We start from the raw sequence: 15,602 nt of genomic DNA, 5'->3' as shown, positions 1-15,602 counted from the left end.
GCGCCCAGGCAGTCCCCACTCAATCAACGATCAGTCATCACCACCATCACATGCGCATCGCCGCCGTCATCGCTTTCGGAGAGGTAGATGTGCCCCACCTGGCTGTCGAAATACGCAGTTTCCTGCGGCCCGATGCTCACCGCTTCACCGGTTTCGAACTCGATGCGCACGCGCCCGCTCAGCACCAGGGCGAACTCTTGCCCAGGGTGGCGGATAAAATCGTCGAACTGGCCGCGTTCGCGGGCAATGATGCGGGCATAGGCGGGTGTCATGCGCCGTTCGGGGAAATCGCCGGCAATCGGGTGATAGTCATAGGTGCCGGTCGAATAGCCTGCCGCCGCCGGCAATGAATCGACCACCACGGTCACCGGCACCGGGGCATTGACCGTGCCGCTGGCGCGAAACAGCTGGGCGATGTCGACGTTCAACGCCCGCGCGGCGGCGGCGAGTTTTTCATAGCTGACCGACACCTGCGCCAGCTCCATCTTCGACAAAGTGGACAGCGGTACGCCACTGGCTTCGGACAATTGCTTGAGGGTCATCTGGCGCGCCTTGCGCACCTGGCGCAGGCGCTGGCCGACTACGGCGCGGTCAAGCAGGGGTAGGGCAGCGGGCATTCAGGGTTCTCGGCATACGGCATTGGTCGGGCATCTTACCTTGGACCCTTGCGCATTTCTAAATTCTCATATATTAGAATTCTCATAAATGATAATTTGCCTGGCAGGAGCATGCATGACCCCGACCTACGACACTCTGATCATCGGTGCCGGCATTGCCGGCGCGTCGCTGGGCTATCGCCTGGCCGGCCAGCAGCGCGTGCTGTTGCTCGAACGCGAATCGCAGCCTGGCTACCATTCCACCGGGCGTTCGGCAGCCATGTTCATGGAGGCCTACGGCACCCCACAGATTCAGGCACTGACCCGCGCCAGCCGCGCCTTCTACGAAGCACCGCCGCCAGGCTTCAGCGAGCACCCGCTGCTGGAGCCGCGTGGCTGCCTGTATGTGGCCAGCCTGGAGCAGCGCGAGCTGCTTGAGCAGACCCACGCGCAGAACCTGGCCAATGGCACCGACGTCAGTCTGCTTGACCGTGACGCCGCCCTGGCCCTGGTGCCCAGCCTGCGTGGCGAAATCCTGGCCGGCGCGGTGCTAGAGCCGGGTGCGATGGACCTGGATGTGCATGCCCTGCACCAAGGCTTCTTGCGCGGCTATCGCGCTGCCGGTGGTGAGCTGCGCTGCAACGCCGAGCTGATCCAGGCCTGGTACCTGGACGACCTGTGGCAGGTGGAGTTGGCTGATGGCAGCCGCGTGCAGGCACACCAACTGGTCAATGCCGCGGGGGCCTGGGCCGACCGTGTGGCCGAGCAATGCGGTGTAGGTCGCATCGGCCTGCAACCGTGCCGACGCAGCGCCTTCACCTTCCCTGGCCCAGCGGATCAGGATTTTTCCCGTTGGCCAGCCGTGATCGGCGTCGACGAAAGCTTCTACTTCAAACCCGATGCCGGCCAGCTGCTGGGGTCGCCAGCCAATGCCGACCCGGTCGAACCGCAGGACGCCGCACCCGAGGAGCTCGACGTGGCCCTGGGTATCTACAACATCGAAGCCATGACCACCTTGGCGATCCGCCGCCCCAGTCACACCTGGGCCGGGCTGCGCTCGTTCGTCGCCGACGGCGACCTGGTGATCGGTTTCGATGCGCACGCGCCAGCGTTCTTCTGGCTGGCGGCTCAGGGAGGCTATGGCATTCAGTCGGCAGCGGGCGCCTCGCGCCTGGCCGCCGACCTGCTGCTTGGCCAGCCCATGTGTCCTAGCCTTGTCACCCAGGGGGTGGCGCCCGAGCGCCTGTCCCCGGCCCGTTTCCAGCAATCCTGAGAGGAGTACCCCATGAGCAATGACATCAAGCGTTTCCCCAGCAGCCTGCCGTTCCCGTTCTCCCGCGCGGTAAAGGCCGGTGGTTTTCTGTTCCTTTCTGGCCAAGTGCCGATGAGCGCCAGCGGCGAAGTGGTTCGCGGTGATATCCAGGCCCAGACCCGTGCGGCCTGCGAGCGCATCGGCGAAAGCCTGGCCGCCTGCGACGCGCGCTTCGACCAGGTGGTCAAGGCCACGGTTTGGCTGTCTGACATGAGCCATTTCGCCGGTTTCAACGAGGTGTACAAGGAATTCTTCGGCGCGGCGCTGCCGGTGCGTTCGACCGTGGCCTCGGCGTTGGCGCTGGGGGTGGATGTGGAGATCGAAGTGCAGGCGTTCGTCGGCGACGCCTGACCGGGCAGAGGGCTGTGCATGATTGCCGGTCACTATGGGAGCAACTGCCTTGTATCACTGTGGGAGCGGGCTTGCCCGCGAACACGGGCGAAGCCCGTGCCATCCACCGCATCGCCTGCTTCGCGGGCACGCCCGCTCCCACAGGACCGGCCCGCGAACGGGCCCTTAGAAATACAACAATAAATCCAGAGGTTCACATGCAAGAGCAACTGAAGATTGCCGGCGCATTTGTCGGCGTGATCGTGGGGGCGGGGTTCGCCTCGGGGCGGGAACTGTTGTTGTTCTTTGTCGATTTCGGTGTATGGGGATTGGTTGGCGCGTTGGTCAGCGCCGCCTTGTTCACCTTCCTCGGCATGGCCTTGGCGGGCTTGGGCAACCGCCAGCAAGCCACCTCCCACAAGGACGTGATCCAGGCTATCTGCGGTCGCCACCTGGGCCTGTTCGTCGACTGGCTGATCACCTTTTTCATGTTTGCCGTCACCGTGGTCATGCTGGCCGGCGGTGGTGCGTTGCTGGAGCAGCAGTTCGGCATACCGGCGCTGACCGGCAGTGTACTGGTGACGCTGGTGGTGGTCGGCATCGTGTGCCTGGACGTGCGCAGGGTGATTCTGGCCATTGGCGCCATCACGCCCTTGCTGATCCTGGTGGCGTCGGCGATTGCGCTGTATGCCGTATTCACCCGCGAACAGAGTTTTGCCGCGCTCGACCAGTTGGCCAGCCAGCAACAGGCCGGTACCCGCCATTGGTTACTGGGGGCGTTCCTGTATGTGTCGTACAACATCGTCGCTGGCGCGCCGATCCTGGCCATTTTGGGCGGTTCGGCCAAGGGCGAGAAAACCGCGGTGTGGGGTGGCCTGCTCGGTGGTGCGGCACTGGGCGGCCTGATGCTGGTGATGAGTGCCGGGCTGCTGTCGCGCCTGGACAGCGTGGCCGACCTGCCGATGCCCATGCTGTCGATTGCCAACGAAGTGTCACCGTTGCTGGGGCTGGTGATGTGCCTGATCATCTTCGGCATGATCGTCAACACTGCGGTGGGTACGCTGTTTTCGTTCCTCTCGCGGCTGTTGCCGGCAGGCACGGCGAAGTTCCGCTGGGGCTCGGTGGTGACCGGTGTGGTGGCGTTCGGCTGCAGCCTGGTGGGGTTCATCAGCCTGGTGGGCGAGGTGTACCCATTGTTCGGCTACCTGGGCTTTGTGCTGATGGCGGCGGTGTTGCTGGCCTGGGTGCGGCGGGGCAGGGGCGTTAAAGCAGCGGTGGCATGAGGGGCTGCGCAGCAGCCCCCCGAGGCACTTAGATCCTGAAGCTGCCCACCAACTGCTTCAGGCGGCCAGCCTGCTGGGCCAGCTGGTCGCAATGGCGCAGGGTTTCGTTGAGGTTCTCCACCCCTTGCTGGTTCAGGGCGTTGATCTGGGTGATGTCCAGGTTGAGGCTCTCGACCACGGCGGTCTGCTCTTCGGTTGCCGTGGCCACGGACTGGTTCATGCCGTCGATTTCGCCAATGCGCTGGGTCACGCTGGCCAGGCGTTCGCCGGCCTGGTTGGCGACCTGCACGGTCTGCTCGCTGGAAACCTGGCTGGTGTTCATGGTGTGCACGGCTTCTCGCGAGCCCACCTGCAAGCTGGTGATCATGCGGTGGATTTCTTCCGCCGATTCCTGGGTACGGTGCGCCAGGTTGCGCACCTCGTCGGCCACCACGGCAAAGCCACGGCCGGCTTCACCGGCACGGGCCGCCTCGATGGCGGCGTTCAGCGCCAGCAGGTTGGTCTGCTGCGAGATGCCCTTGATCACGTCGAGGATCTTGCCGATTTCGTCGGTGCTGGCGTTGAGCGTTTCGATCTGCGCGCACGACTCGCTGATGCGCTGCGACAGGGCGGTCATGGCGCTGATGGCTTCTTCAACCACTTCTCGGCCACCGTGCGCCTGTTCGCTGGCACCGCTGGCATGTTGCGAAGCATCGGCGGCGTTGCGGGCGATTTCCTGGGTGGCGGCGCCCAGTTCGTTGATGGCCGCCGCCACACTGTTGGTGCGCATGCTCTGTTCTTCGGAACCGCTGATGGATGCATTGGACGCGCTGACCACTTTCTCCGACAGGTCATGCACCAGGCGGGTGGCCGAGGACACTTCGCTGATCGAGGCATGGATACGCTCGACGAAGCGGTTGAACGAGGTGGCCAGTTCGCCGAACTCGTCCTTGTTCTGCACGGCCAGGCGGCGGGTAAGGTCGCCTTCGCCCTCGGCGATGTCGCGCATGGCGCGGCCCATGGTGGTCAGCGGGCTCATCAGCACCGGGATCAGCAGGCCGAGCAGGCCGGCGATGGCGGCCACGGCAATCAGCATGGCAATGATCGCCGAGGTGCGGAACTGGCTGAGCGCGGCGTAGGCCTTGTCCTTGTCGATCGACAGGCCGATGTACCACTGCGCCGACGGCAGGCCGTTCACCGGGGCGAACGAGATGATGCGGTCCTGGCCATCGAGGGTGACATCCTGCATGCCGGCGGCAACCTGCAGGTTGCTGCCTGGGTAGATGTCCTTGAGGTTCTTCATCACCTGGTCTTTGTTGGGGCTGACGATTACCTGGCCGTTGGCGTCGGCCAGGAAGGCGTGACCGATGCCGCCGAAGTCGACCGAGTTGATGATCTCGACCAGGGTGTCGAGGGTCACGTCACCGCCGACCACACCGATCAGCTCGCCATTGCTCTTGCTCTTCACCGGGGTGGCGATGGTCACCATCAGGCCGCCGACCGCACCTTGGTACGGGGCGGTCAGCACGGTTTGCCCGGCGCTGGCGGCGGCGCCATACCAGGGGCGCTGACGCGGGTCGTAACCGGCGGGCATCTGCGTATCCGGGCGCTGGGTGAATACGCCGTTGGCCTGGCCCAGGTAGGTGAACAGGAAATTACGCGTGTAGGACGGCTGCTCGATCAGCCCGGCCAGGGTGTCGCCGGCGCCTTGCTGGCCGATGTCCTGGGCCAGGTTCTCCAGTACCAGGATGCGCCCGCTCATCCAGTTCTGCACGCTGCTGGCGGTCAGTGCACCGGACTGCTGTACCGAGGCTTCGATGTTCTGGCGGATGGTGTTGCGTTGCAGGTAGTCGTTGTAAAGCGTGAACAGGGCAAATGCCAGGACCACGACGCCGCAGGCGCTGAGCAGGATCTTGTGGCGAAATTTCAGGTTCATGTTTCGAGACCTTGAGCCAATGAGGGGAGGGCGCAGCGCGCTTATGACGCGATGCGGAGCCTGTCGACCGAGATATCGGCTCAAGGGGTAAAAGATTGAAGCGCTTACAGAAAATTCTTACGGCCGATTCGACAGACGGCAATCACTGCTCAGCCAGGTGCTCGATCAACAGCCGTGCGGCCTGCTGCAGCGGCTGTTGTTTGCGCCACAAGATGTGCACCGGCAACTGCAACTCGTTGCGTGTATTGCGAAAATCCAGGCGGACCAGGCGCCCGCTGGCCAGTAGCGGCGCGACCCGCGACAGCGGCAGGTCGCCCCAGCCCAGGCCGGTTTCCACCATCTGCAAAGCCAGGTCGAAGCTGTCGGTGAACCAGTGCGTGGCGCCGATCAGCGGGCGAGGGTCGACCAGTGGCAGGTCGCGGCTGCGCACCAGAATCTGACGCACCTGGGTCAAGTCTTCAAGGTAGTGGATACGCCCCTCCCGCAAGGCTGGGTGGCTCGGTGACAGGGTGGCCACCAGCGCCTCCATGCCGATGTGCTGGAAGCCACGGCGGGCATCGACCTGCAGGCCGGCAAAAGCCACGCAGAGGTCGGCACGGCCGCTGTCCAGCAAGTGCAGGGCTTCTTCCTGTGGGGCGCTGAGCAGGGCGATGTCCAGCAACGGGTGGCGCTCGGCGAGGTTGGCGATGGCCGCCAGCAGCGGGCGGTGGTCGATGTCGGGTACCACGGCCAGGGTCAGGCTGCTCTCCAGCCCTTGGGACAGCTCCAGGGCATGTACCTGCAGCAGCCCCAGTTGCTCGGCTATCAGCCTGGCGTGTGGCTCCAGAGCCAACGCCTGAACGGTTGGGCGAACTTCACGCGTGCCGCGCTCGAACAGGCTGTAACCAAGTTCCGCTTCAAGGTTGCCGATGGCCATGCTCACGGCTGAAGGCACGCGCTTGAGGGTGCGCGCAGCGGTAGAAAACGAACCTCGGTCGAGCACGGCAAGAAACAGCTGGATGTTGTCGCTGGAAAAGTTCATGGCAGCCTCCTGTCAGTAAATCTGATAGCTGCTGACTTTTGCTGTCAAGTGTGGTGAATCATTATCGCGCCCATCGCTTTTGTCATTGGAGGTATCCCGCGTGCAGGGACTGAAACGCAAACTGGTCTACGTGACTTTCTATGAACTGATCGGGCTGTGCATGTCGACCCTCGGGCTGGCCTACCTGTCAGATACGCAGGCGTCGCATACCGGGCCGCTGGCGGTGATGATCACCACCATCGCCATGCTTTGGAACCTGATCTACAACAGCCTGTTCGAGTACTGGGAGAGCCGCCAGGCCAAGCGTGGGCGCAGCCTGGCGCGGCGTGTGGCGCATGCCATCGGCTTCCAGCTGACCTTGGTGGTGTATTTGATCCCGCTGATTGCCTGGTGGCTGGACATGACGTTGCTGGAGGCATTGCTGGTGGACATGGCGTTCATCATCCTGGTGCCTTGCTACACCTTTGCCTACAACTGGGCGTTTGATCGGGTGTTTGGGTTGCCCAGCTCGGCCATGGCCACAGCTTGATGTAGCCTGTACCGGCCTCTTCGCAGCACAAGGCTGCTCCTACAGGGACCGAGCAGTGTGGTTCAGCCTGTAGGAGCAGCCTTGTGCTGCGAAGAGGCCGGTACAGCGAGCCATCAAGGTGGCAGGCGAATGATCAAAGGCTCCTGCTGCTGTTTCACTTGCTGCTCCACCGGTTGCTCCACCGGCCGCGGCGCACTGGCCAGCAAGCTGTCCTCAACTTGCCCCGACAGGTAATACACCCCTGCCATGGCCCCGCTCTGGCGGTTTTCCATCAACTCCTGCCATTCCTGGTTCAACGCCACGTTGAGGATTACCCGTAACTGCTCGACCATCTGTGGGTGGTCACGGTCATGGGTCATCATCCCGTAGCCGGCCGCTGCAATCGAAATCATTGCCCCCGCCACTTTGCCCACTGCCGACGCCACGGCACTGGCGATACCACGTGGGGCCAGGGTGGCACCGAGCTTCTCGCTAGCTTGGGTGGCCACCGAGTTAAGCCCGACATCGGTCCTGCCGGGGCCTTTGCTGGCTTGCTGATGCAGGTGCTGGCGCATGGCTTGCCAGGCTGGTTGCTGGTCCAGCGACTTGGCCCGCAGTAGCTGATACAGGCTGGCATTGCGCGCCTCCGGCGGCCCCAGGGCAATGGCGGGGATGCGGTTGAGGCGCTGGCTGAACTGCTCGGGTGGGGCGTTGTAACGGCTGATGATGGCTGGCAGTTGCTGGCCGAGCAGTTGCAGGTACAGCTCGCAGGCCCGATCGCGGATGCCTTCGGGGTTGATCTGTTCGGCCACCGGCTCGATCACCCGCGCGTGGTACTGCTCTTGCAGGTACAAGGCCAGGCGCTTTTCTGCCGGCTCCCGGCCTTCACCGCTGTCGAGCTTGTACCAGGCGACCTTGAGGGTCAGCCACTGCTGGGTCCAGTAGCCAGTGAACCAGGGAATGAAATCGCTTTCGGTACGTTGTTGTACCTGCTCCTTCCACACCCGCATGGAGCGCCGGGCATAGTCATTGGCCGAGCCGGCGGCGCCGACCGAGGCATCGATCAGCTCTTGGTCGATGCGCTGCCAGGCAGCGGGGGTGAGGACTGCGGGCGGCGGCGGGGCAGGAGGGCGCTTGCTGGCACAACCGCCGAGGGCCAGCAGAAGGCACAGCAACAGAAGGATGCGAGAACTCACGCGACCGCCTCCCTGGTAGAGGCTGGGGTGGTTCTCGCAGTATAGGGTGGGGTTATTGGGGCTGCTGTGCAGCCCATCGCCGGCTGCGGCCCCGTTCAATCCAGGTCGAGCTTTTCTTCCAGGCGGTCGAGGTGCTTGTGCATCAGTGTCAAGGCCGCCTCGGCATCACCTTGCTCCACGGCATCGATGATCGCCGCATGCTCTTCCCACGCGCAATGGTCGCAGCATGGCGATTCATAGCGGGCAATGATCAGCGAGGTCATCGGCACCAGCCCATTGAGAAACCGCGCCAGTGGTGCATTGGCCGCCACCTGTGCCAGTTTCAGGTGGAACTCGCCGCCCAGGCGGATCGCCGCGCAGCGCTCGCCACTTTCATGGTGCTGGCGCTCGCGCTCCACCAGTTGCCGCAGCTGGCGTACCTGGGCCGGCCGGGCGCGTTGCGCGGCCAGGGTGATCAGCGTGGTTTCGGCCAGGCGCCGGGCGCTGAGCACCTGGCGTGCCTGGCCTGGGTCGGGCGCGGCCAGGTGCGCGGTGTGGCTGGGGCGCTGCACCACCACCTGCTGGTCGGACAGGCGCCCGAGCACGCGGCGGATCACCGTGCGGCTGACGCCAAAGGCATGGCCCAGCGCCTGCTCGGGCAACAGGCTACCCGGTGGCAGGCGCTGTTCGAGAATGGCGTCGAACAGCCGCGGGTAGATCTGCTCGGCCGACAGGCGGGTTTCGCCGGCCGCGAGCAGGGCAGGCAAGTGAGGGGCGGCGTTCATGGTCGCTCTCCTGAGGTCATGGATGCGGATGTTCGTCCGGGATGTTCAGCGGGATGCCCATGCGCAGCCCTTCGGCCACGATGTGCTGACGCATCTGGGCACTGGCCTGGGCGCTGCTGCGTTCGCGAATGGCGCGTACCACCGCTTCGTTTTCCTTCAGCCGCGCGGCCAGGTGCTCTGGCGACTTGCGCAACATGTCGGCACTTTGCTTCAGGGCATTGCCGGTCTGCTGCACCACGCTCTGGAAGATCGGGTTGGTGGTCAGCGCGAACAGCGCCTCATGGAAGGCGATGTAGGCCTTGACCCCGGCTTCGCTGTCTTCGGCCTCCAGCGCTTCGCGCATGTCCATCAGGGTCAGGCGCAGTTGGCCAATGTCCTGGCTGTTGGCCGATTGCGCCACCAGGCCCACGATGAAAGGTTCGAGGGTGTAGCGCAGCTCCAGCACGTCGGCCAGGCTGGCTGCGGCGCTGGTTTCCAGGCCCGGCTCCTGGGCATCGGCGTCCAGTACCAGCACGCCCTTGCCCGGCAACGAGCGCACCAGGCCCAGGGTTTCCAGCACGGTCACCGCTTCACGCAGGCTGGGGCGGCTGATGCCCAGTTGTTCGGCCAGCTCGCGCTGGCCCGGCAGCATGTCGCCGGTACGCCATTGGCCACGGGCCAGGGCCTGGCGGAGTTTTTCCACCACTGAGTTGACGACGGTCGATGAGCTGATCACGTTTCGCTCCTGGAAGGGCCGGCGTCAATGCCGGCCACGTTCGCTCAGAATTCCTGTTGATGGGCGTTGGGTTGCTTGCGTGGCGTGGGGGCAAAGCCAGGCTTGCCGTCGAGCACGTTCTGCGCACGCTCAAGGTCTATGTCCTTTTCCCAGCGAGCGATGGCCACGGTGGCCACGCAGTTGCCAATCAGGTTGGTCAACGCCCGGCCGATGCCCATGAACCAGTCCACCGCCAGTACCAGTACCAGGCCGACCACCGGAATCGCCGGTACGGCGGTCAGGGTGGCGGCGAGGATCACCAATGCCGAGCCTGGGATGCCATGAGCCCCTTTGGAAGTCACCAGCGACACCAGCAGGATGGTCAGCAGGTCGGTCATTTCCAGTGGCGTGCCGGTGGCGTTGGCGATGAACACGATGGCCAGGGTCAGGTAGATGGAGAACCCATCGAGGTTGAACGAGTAGCCCGTCGGGATCACCAGGCCGACCGTGGAACTGCCAATGCCCAGGTGCTCCAGTTTGCGCATGATCTGTGGCAGTACGGCGTCGGAAGAGGCGGTGCCCAGGACGATGGTCAGCTCTTCACGCAGGTATTTGATCAACGGCAGCAGCTTCAGGCCCGACAGGCGCATGACAGTGCCCAGCACGACCAGTACGAAGCCGGCGCAGGTCAGGTAGAACAGCGCGACCAGGCCGCCCAGGTGCTGCAGCGACTCCAGGCCGTACTTGCTGGTGGTGAAGGCGATGGCGCCGAACACGCCGATTGGCGCCAGGCGCACGATCATGCCCATGATGCGGAAGATCACATGGCTCAGTTCGTTGATCAGCCGCGAAATGCCGGCGGCCGAGTCACCTACCAGGTTCAGCGCGCTGCCGAACAGCACTGAGAACAGCAGCACCTGCAGAATGTTGTTGTCGGCGAAGGCACCGATCACCGAGGTGGGGATCAGGTCCATGAAGAACGCCGTGGCGCCGTGAATGTGCTGGCCGCGCTCGGCCAAGCCGTTGGCATCGGCGGTGGACAGTTGGTCCAGGTGAATGTTGGCACCGCTACCTATGCCACTGCTGAAGGCGAACACCAGGCCGATCACCAGCGCCAGGGTGGTTAGCACTTCGAAGTAGATCACCGACTTCAGGCCGATGCGCCCAACCTTTTTCAGGTCGCCGGCACCCGAGATGCCACTGACCACCACGCAGAATACGATCAGGCCGATGAGCATCTTGATCAGCTTGATGAAGCCGTCGCCGAGTGGTTTGAGTTGTAGGGAAAGGTCGGGGAAGCTCAGACCGCAGGCGATGCCGAGGGCAAGGCCGAGTACGACTTGCAGGAAAATCGAACGCGAGCACCATTTGAGCATGGGAGGAGTCTCTGATCGGTGTCCTTGCTTCGGTAGCCGCACGGGGCGAAAGAGCGCAGGACTTAATTATTGTGGTCTTACCGGTTTGTTCAGCGCGAAGCCATAAAAGCGCGAAAAATCCCTGATTGCAAGGTTTTTTGGCCTTACCGGTCTGACCAGTTATGGGGCAATCCAACCTGCCAGGCTCTAGTTCGGTGCGTACCGTGAAGGGGAGCGCGTGAACAGGTCAGGGCTTGGCCAGTGCCTGGTCCACTGCTGCAATCAGCTTGCCAAGATCTTTGGGCGGGGCGTTGTGGATGACACCGAACAGGTAGGCGCGCTGCTCCTCTTCGTCGTCCGGTTCGGCGAAGAAGTCCTTGGGTTTGACGCCCAGCACCTGGGCAAACACCATCAGGGCATCGATGCTGGGGGTGTAGGTACTGGTTTCGAAACGGCTGATGGTTTTGGGGTCGAAGCCGGTCCGTTCGGCCAGCTGTGCCTGGGTCAGGCCTGCCAGCTTGCGGTAGCGGCGCAGGGCGAAACCCAAAGCTGATCTCGTCATCACTTAATTCCCATTTAGAATCAAGAACTTAACGATATCTATCAGCATGGCGCAACGCCATGATTGATCACCTTTGTTTTATTTATGTGATGAATTTCGTAGAATTCACGGCTTGACTGGCCAGTCATCGTCAACTTCCTTGCTTCGTTCGGCCTCGTGCCCCAACGGCTGGAAGCGCATTTGCCAATTGGAGCGGATCGCCATGGATCGGTTCCGGTGGCTGTCGATGAGCTGGGTACCGGTTCGTCAGTGAATGGAGTCTCATCGTGCGCCTCAACTTGCCGGTAACCCCGGTCGAGCAACGTTTCCCCCCAGATCAGCGGCTGATTTCCGCTACCGATACCGCCAGCCTGATCACCTACTGCAACCCTGAATTCGCCGCCATCAGTGGCTACAGCGAGGCCGAACTGATCGGCAGCCCGCACAACCTGGTGCGCCACCCGGACATGCCGCCGGCGGTGTACGCGTTGATGTGGCGCTACCTCAAAGCCGGCAAGAGCTGGATGGGTATCGTCAAGAACCGCTGCCGCAACGGCGACTACTACTGGGTCAACGCGTACGTCACGCCCATCCTCGAAGGCGGGCGGGTGGTTGGCTACGAGTCGGTGCGGGTGTGCCCCACGCGGGAGCAGGTGGCCCGTGCCGAAGCCCTGTACGCGCGGCTGCGCAGCGGTCAGGCGGCATTGCCGGTGCCGCGCCGGCTGAGCTTGCTGGCGCAGGCCCTGGCCTTGCCGCTGGCCGGTGGGCTGCTGGCACTTGGCGCCAATCAGCTGTGGCCTGGCTTGGCTGGCCAGGGGCTGACCGTGGGGCTGTTCCTGGCCTATGGCTGGTGGGCGCGCAACGCGCTCGGGCGGCAGCTGCAGCAGGTCGTGCAGGGCGCCGAAGGCGCCTTCGCCGACCCGATCGCAGCCTTGACCTACAGCGACCTGCCGGGTGCTGCCGGGCAGTTGCAACTGATGCTGATCAGCGAAGAGGCGCGCCTGAAAACCGCATTGACGCGTCTCAGCGACCTGGCCGGGCAAATGGCTGTGGCCGCCCACGATGCCGGGCAGTTGTCGCGCAGTACCGAGGCGGCATTGCTGAAGCAGCGTGCCGAAACCGACCTGAGCGCCACGGCGATGAACCAGATGGCCGCCTCCATCGGCGAAGTGGCCAACCATGTCCAGTTGACCGCCGCCGAGGCACACACCGCGCACCTGCTGGCCGAGCAGGGGAGCCAGGTGGCCGATGCCAGCGGCGCGGCCATTCGTACCCTGGCCAGCACCGTGACGCAGATCAACCAGGCTGTCAGCCACCTGGCTGGTCAGACCGGAGCCATCGCCGAAGCTGCCGGGATGATCCGCGGTATCGCCGAACAGACCAACCTGCTGGCCCTCAACGCCGCCATCGAGGCGGCGCGTGCAGGCGAGCAAGGCCGCGGCTTTGCCGTGGTCGCCGATGAGGTGCGGGCACTGGCCGACAAGACCCGCCAGTCGACCCTGCACATCCAGGCCATCATCGACGCGCTGCGCAGTGGTGCCGAGGAAGCCGTGGCAATTGCCAGCCAGGGCATCGACGGTGCCGAGCAGGGCGTTGCCCAGGTGCAGGAAGCTCGGCAGGCGCTGCATGGCATTCGTGACGCGGTGCAGCGCATCAGCGACATGAGCCAGCAGATGGCGACCGCCTCGCAGCAGCAGTCGGCGGTGGCCGAAGACGTTTCGCGGCAGATCAACGGCGTGGCCGGTATTGCCCAGCACAGCGCCCACAGCGCCAACGCCGCCGCCTCGCGCGGCGCCGAACTGGAACAGGTGTGCGCCGGATTGCGCGCCCTGGTGGAGCGCTTCAACCGCTAAGGCAGGATGCTTTATGGATGATATCTATCGCGCGGCCGTGGACGCGGCCGCGATCTTTTCCGAAACCGACTTGCGTGGGAACATCACCTACGTCAACCAGCAGTTCTGCAGTATCTCGGGTTACAGCCGGGAGGAGCTGCTGGGCGCCAACCACCGCATCCTCAACGCTGGCCTGCACGAGCCGGCGTTCTTCGTCGGCATGTGGCGCGCCTTGGCCGCCGGGCGGGTGTGGAAGGGCGAGATTTGCAACCGGGCCAAGGACGGTTCGCTGTATTGGGTCGACAGCACCATGGTGCCATTGGTCGACCCGCTGACCGGACAGGTACGCAAGTATGTGTCGATCCGCTTCGACGTCACCGAAAAACGCCAGCTGCTGCATACCTTGCAGTGGCGGGTGGGCCACGATGTGCTCACTGGCCTGCCCAACCGCGCCTACCTGTCCGACCTGCTGAACCAGGCCCTGGCCTACTCGCGCCGCGAAGATATTCCGCTGGCGGTGTGCATGCTCGACCTGGATGGATTCAAGGCGGTCAACGACGGCTATGGGCATGCCGTGGGTGACCTGCTGCTGGTAGAAGTGGCGCAGCGCTTGAAGAACATCCTGCGCGGTGGTGATGCCGTGGCCCGGCTTTCGGGCGACGAATTCGTGCTGATCCTGCGCGATGTCGATGACGAGGACCAGCTGCATGCAGCCCTGCGGCGGGTGCTGCGGGCATTGGCGGCGCCCTATGTGGTGCGTGAGCACCGGTTGTCGCTCAGCGCCAGTATCGGCGTGACCCTGTACCCGCAGGATGACGAAGATGCCGACACGTTGGTGCGCCACGCCGATCAGGCCATGTATGTGGCCAAGCAGCGCGGGCGCAACCGCTACCACCTGTTCGACGTGTCGCAGGAGCAGGAACTCAAGGCCACCCATCAGACGGTGGCGCGCGTGCGCAGGGCGTTGCAGAACGACGAGCTGTGCCTTTACTACCAGCCCAAGGTCAATCTGCGCAGCGGTCAGGTGCTGGGCTTCGAGGGTTTGCTGCGTTGGCAACGGCCAGGCCGTGGCGTGGTACCGCCCGGTGAATTCCTGCCCTGGGTAGAGCAGACCGACCTGATCGTCGAAATTGGTGAGTGGGTGATCGGTCAGGCGCTGAGCCAGTTGCAGGCCTGGCAGCGCCAGGGGCGGCCTTGGTCGTTGAGCGTGAATATCGCTGCGCGGCACTTGCAGCGCAGCGACTTTGCCGAGCGCCTGCAGCAGTTGTTGGCAGCTTACCCGGAGGTGGACCCGGCGCGGCTGGATCTGGAAATCGTCGAGTCGGTTGCCATCGACAACCTGCAGCATGTCAGCCGCTGTCTGGACGCCTGCCGTGCGCTGGGCGTGCGCTTCTCGCTGGACGATTTCGGCACCGGGTATTCATCGTTGAGTTACTTGAAGCGCTTGTCGACCCAGACGATCAAGATCGACCAGTCGTTCGTGCGTGACATCCTCCACGACCAGGACGACCTGGCGCTGACGGCGGCGGTGATCGGCCTGGCCCGGGCGTTTGGCCGCGAAGTGATTGCCGAGGGGCTGGAGAGTGTGGAGCACGGTCGAGTGCTGATGGGCCTGGGCTGTGAGCTGGCGCAGGGTTATTGCATTGCCCGGCCGATGCCGGCGGATGAGGTACAAGCCTGGGCGCAGGCCTACCGGCAGCCATTGGAATGGCGTAGCCCTTGAGTGGCCATCAGCGGACCATGGTCTTGACCTCGGCCAGCACCGGGTGCGCTACCAGCTTGTCGATATGCAAGGCGTCGTCGTTCATCCAGCTTTCGCTGAGCAGGCGGTAGTGCTCCATGTCGCGGCAGCGCAGGCGCAGGCTGTAGTCGAAGTGGCCACTGATCAGCTGGCATTCATGTACCTCCGCACAGCTGCGCAAGGTGGCTTCGAAGGCCTTCTGCGCGGCGCGCCCGCTCTGGTTGGACAGGGCCGCCAGCACCAGCAGAGACACCCCGGGCGCTACCTTCTGCTGGTCGATGATTGCCCCGTAGCCACGGATCACGCCACGGCGCTCCAGTTTACGCACGCGCTCCAGGCAAGGGCGCGGGGTGAGGTGGACGAGGGTAGAAAGTTTTTCGAAGGTGATGCGGCCGTCGTGGCGCAGAATGTCGATGATCGCTTCGTCGATGCGGTCCAGGGGGAGGCTGTTGGTGTCCATGCGCGTGGGCTTCTTTCAGAAGTGGGCATGGACAGGTTAGGCGTTAAAGGGGGC

14 protein-coding genes and 3 pseudogenes are annotated in these 15,602 nt (G+C 64.0%); 7 read left to right on the top strand and 10 right to left on the bottom strand.

Annotated elements, in window-relative coordinates:
* Positions 1-23: 23 nt before the first annotated feature.
* The gene (locus tag ACNFBR_RS25495) at positions 24-617 is read right to left on the bottom strand and encodes a helix-turn-helix domain-containing protein (protein ID WP_416737292.1); all 594 of its coding nucleotides are present in this window, start codon (positions 615-617) and stop codon (positions 24-26) included.
* Between the two features lie 115 nt (positions 618-732).
* Here ACNFBR_RS25495 and ACNFBR_RS25490 point away from each other — a divergent pair, with 115 nt between their 5' ends.
* The 3 genes from ACNFBR_RS25490 to ACNFBR_RS25480 all read left to right on the top strand — a co-directional run bounded on the left by ACNFBR_RS25490 (position 733) and on the right by ACNFBR_RS25480 (position 3,521).
* A complete protein-coding gene (locus ACNFBR_RS25490) occupies positions 733-1,869 on the top strand; it encodes an NAD(P)/FAD-dependent oxidoreductase (RefSeq protein ID WP_416737291.1) in 1,137 nt (378 codons plus the stop codon).
* Positions 1,870-1,881: 12 nt separating this feature from the next.
* Positions 1,882-2,259, top strand: coding sequence for a RidA family protein (locus ACNFBR_RS25485; protein ID WP_416737290.1), 378 nt, complete (start codon positions 1,882-1,884; stop codon positions 2,257-2,259).
* Positions 2,260-2,456: 197 nt separating this feature from the next.
* Positions 2,457-3,521 carry a hypothetical protein gene (locus tag ACNFBR_RS25480; RefSeq protein WP_416737289.1) on the top strand — a complete coding sequence of 355 codons (1,065 nt, stop codon included), beginning with the start codon at positions 2,457-2,459 and terminating at the stop codon, positions 3,519-3,521.
* Positions 3,522-3,549: 28 nt separating this feature from the next.
* On the opposite strand, the pseudogene mcpA (ACNFBR_RS25475) reads toward ACNFBR_RS25480, so the two are convergent.
* From mcpA (ACNFBR_RS25475) to ACNFBR_RS25465, 3 genes and pseudogenes are all read right to left on the bottom strand, one after another.
* Positions 3,550-4,146, bottom strand: a pseudogene (gene mcpA / locus ACNFBR_RS25475) (methyl-accepting chemotaxis protein McpA); the annotation flags it as partial.
* 258 nt (positions 4,147-4,404) lie between these two features.
* Positions 4,405-5,436 (bottom strand): annotated as a pseudogene (gene mcpA, locus ACNFBR_RS25470) (methyl-accepting chemotaxis protein McpA); the annotation flags it as partial.
* 142 nt (positions 5,437-5,578) lie between these two features.
* Complete coding sequence (locus ACNFBR_RS25465; RefSeq protein ID WP_416737288.1) at positions 5,579-6,457, bottom strand: LysR family transcriptional regulator; 879 nt, start codon at positions 6,455-6,457, stop codon at positions 5,579-5,581.
* Positions 6,458-6,557: 100 nt separating this feature from the next.
* On the opposite strand from ACNFBR_RS25465, the gene ACNFBR_RS25460 reads away from it, so the two are divergent.
* The gene (locus ACNFBR_RS25460; RefSeq protein ID WP_416737287.1) at positions 6,558-6,986 is read left to right on the top strand and encodes a PACE efflux transporter; all 429 of its coding nucleotides are present in this window, start codon (positions 6,558-6,560) and stop codon (positions 6,984-6,986) included.
* Between the two features lie 113 nt (positions 6,987-7,099).
* On the opposite strand, the gene ACNFBR_RS25455 is transcribed toward ACNFBR_RS25460, so the two are convergent.
* The 5 genes from ACNFBR_RS25455 to ACNFBR_RS25435 all read right to left on the bottom strand — a co-directional run bounded on the left by ACNFBR_RS25455 (position 7,100) and on the right by ACNFBR_RS25435 (position 11,536).
* Positions 7,100-8,161 (bottom strand): hypothetical protein, encoded by a 1,062-nt coding sequence (locus tag ACNFBR_RS25455; protein ID WP_416737286.1) that lies wholly within the window; start codon positions 8,159-8,161, stop codon positions 7,100-7,102.
* A gap of 95 nt (positions 8,162-8,256) precedes the next feature.
* Positions 8,257-8,925: a GntR family transcriptional regulator gene (locus tag ACNFBR_RS25450; protein ID WP_416737285.1), complete on the bottom strand. Its 669-nt coding sequence runs from the start codon at positions 8,923-8,925 to the stop codon at positions 8,257-8,259.
* A gap of 16 nt (positions 8,926-8,941) precedes the next feature.
* A complete protein-coding gene (locus tag ACNFBR_RS25445) occupies positions 8,942-9,640 on the bottom strand; it encodes a FadR/GntR family transcriptional regulator (protein ID WP_416737284.1) in 699 nt (232 codons plus the stop codon).
* A 44-nt stretch (positions 9,641-9,684) separates the two neighbouring features.
* Positions 9,685-10,995 (bottom strand): C4-dicarboxylate transporter DctA, encoded by a 1,311-nt coding sequence (locus ACNFBR_RS25440; RefSeq protein ID WP_416737283.1) that lies wholly within the window; start codon positions 10,993-10,995, stop codon positions 9,685-9,687.
* Between the two features lie 226 nt (positions 10,996-11,221).
* Positions 11,222-11,536 (bottom strand): helix-turn-helix domain-containing protein, encoded by a 315-nt coding sequence (locus ACNFBR_RS25435; RefSeq protein WP_416737282.1) that lies wholly within the window; start codon positions 11,534-11,536, stop codon positions 11,222-11,224.
* Between the two features lie 266 nt (positions 11,537-11,802).
* Between ACNFBR_RS25435 and ACNFBR_RS25430 the strand changes: the two are divergent.
* The 3 genes and pseudogenes from ACNFBR_RS25430 to ACNFBR_RS25420 form a co-directional block, all read left to right on the top strand.
* Positions 11,803-12,084 (top strand): annotated as a pseudogene (locus ACNFBR_RS25430) (PAS domain-containing protein); the annotation flags it as partial.
* Between the two features lie 408 nt (positions 12,085-12,492).
* On the top strand, positions 12,493-13,368 hold the full coding sequence (locus ACNFBR_RS25425; RefSeq protein ID WP_370739333.1) for a methyl-accepting chemotaxis protein: 876 nt from the start codon (positions 12,493-12,495) through the stop codon (positions 13,366-13,368).
* Positions 13,369-13,381: 13 nt separating this feature from the next.
* The gene (locus ACNFBR_RS25420) at positions 13,382-15,070 is read left to right on the top strand and encodes a putative bifunctional diguanylate cyclase/phosphodiesterase (protein WP_416737281.1); all 1,689 of its coding nucleotides are present in this window, start codon (positions 13,382-13,384) and stop codon (positions 15,068-15,070) included.
* A gap of 7 nt (positions 15,071-15,077) precedes the next feature.
* On the opposite strand, the gene ACNFBR_RS25415 is transcribed toward ACNFBR_RS25420, so the two are convergent.
* Positions 15,078-15,548 (bottom strand): Lrp/AsnC family transcriptional regulator, encoded by a 471-nt coding sequence (locus ACNFBR_RS25415; RefSeq protein WP_416737280.1) that lies wholly within the window; start codon positions 15,546-15,548, stop codon positions 15,078-15,080.
* Positions 15,549-15,602 lie beyond the last annotated feature (54 nt).

Origin of the sequence: Pseudomonas sp. NY11955, from assembly GCF_048068035.1 — a bacterium.
In the GTDB taxonomy this organism is placed as follows: Bacteria; Pseudomonadota; Gammaproteobacteria; order Pseudomonadales; family Pseudomonadaceae; genus Aquipseudomonas.
This window is presented reverse-complemented; position numbering and strand designations above follow the sequence as displayed.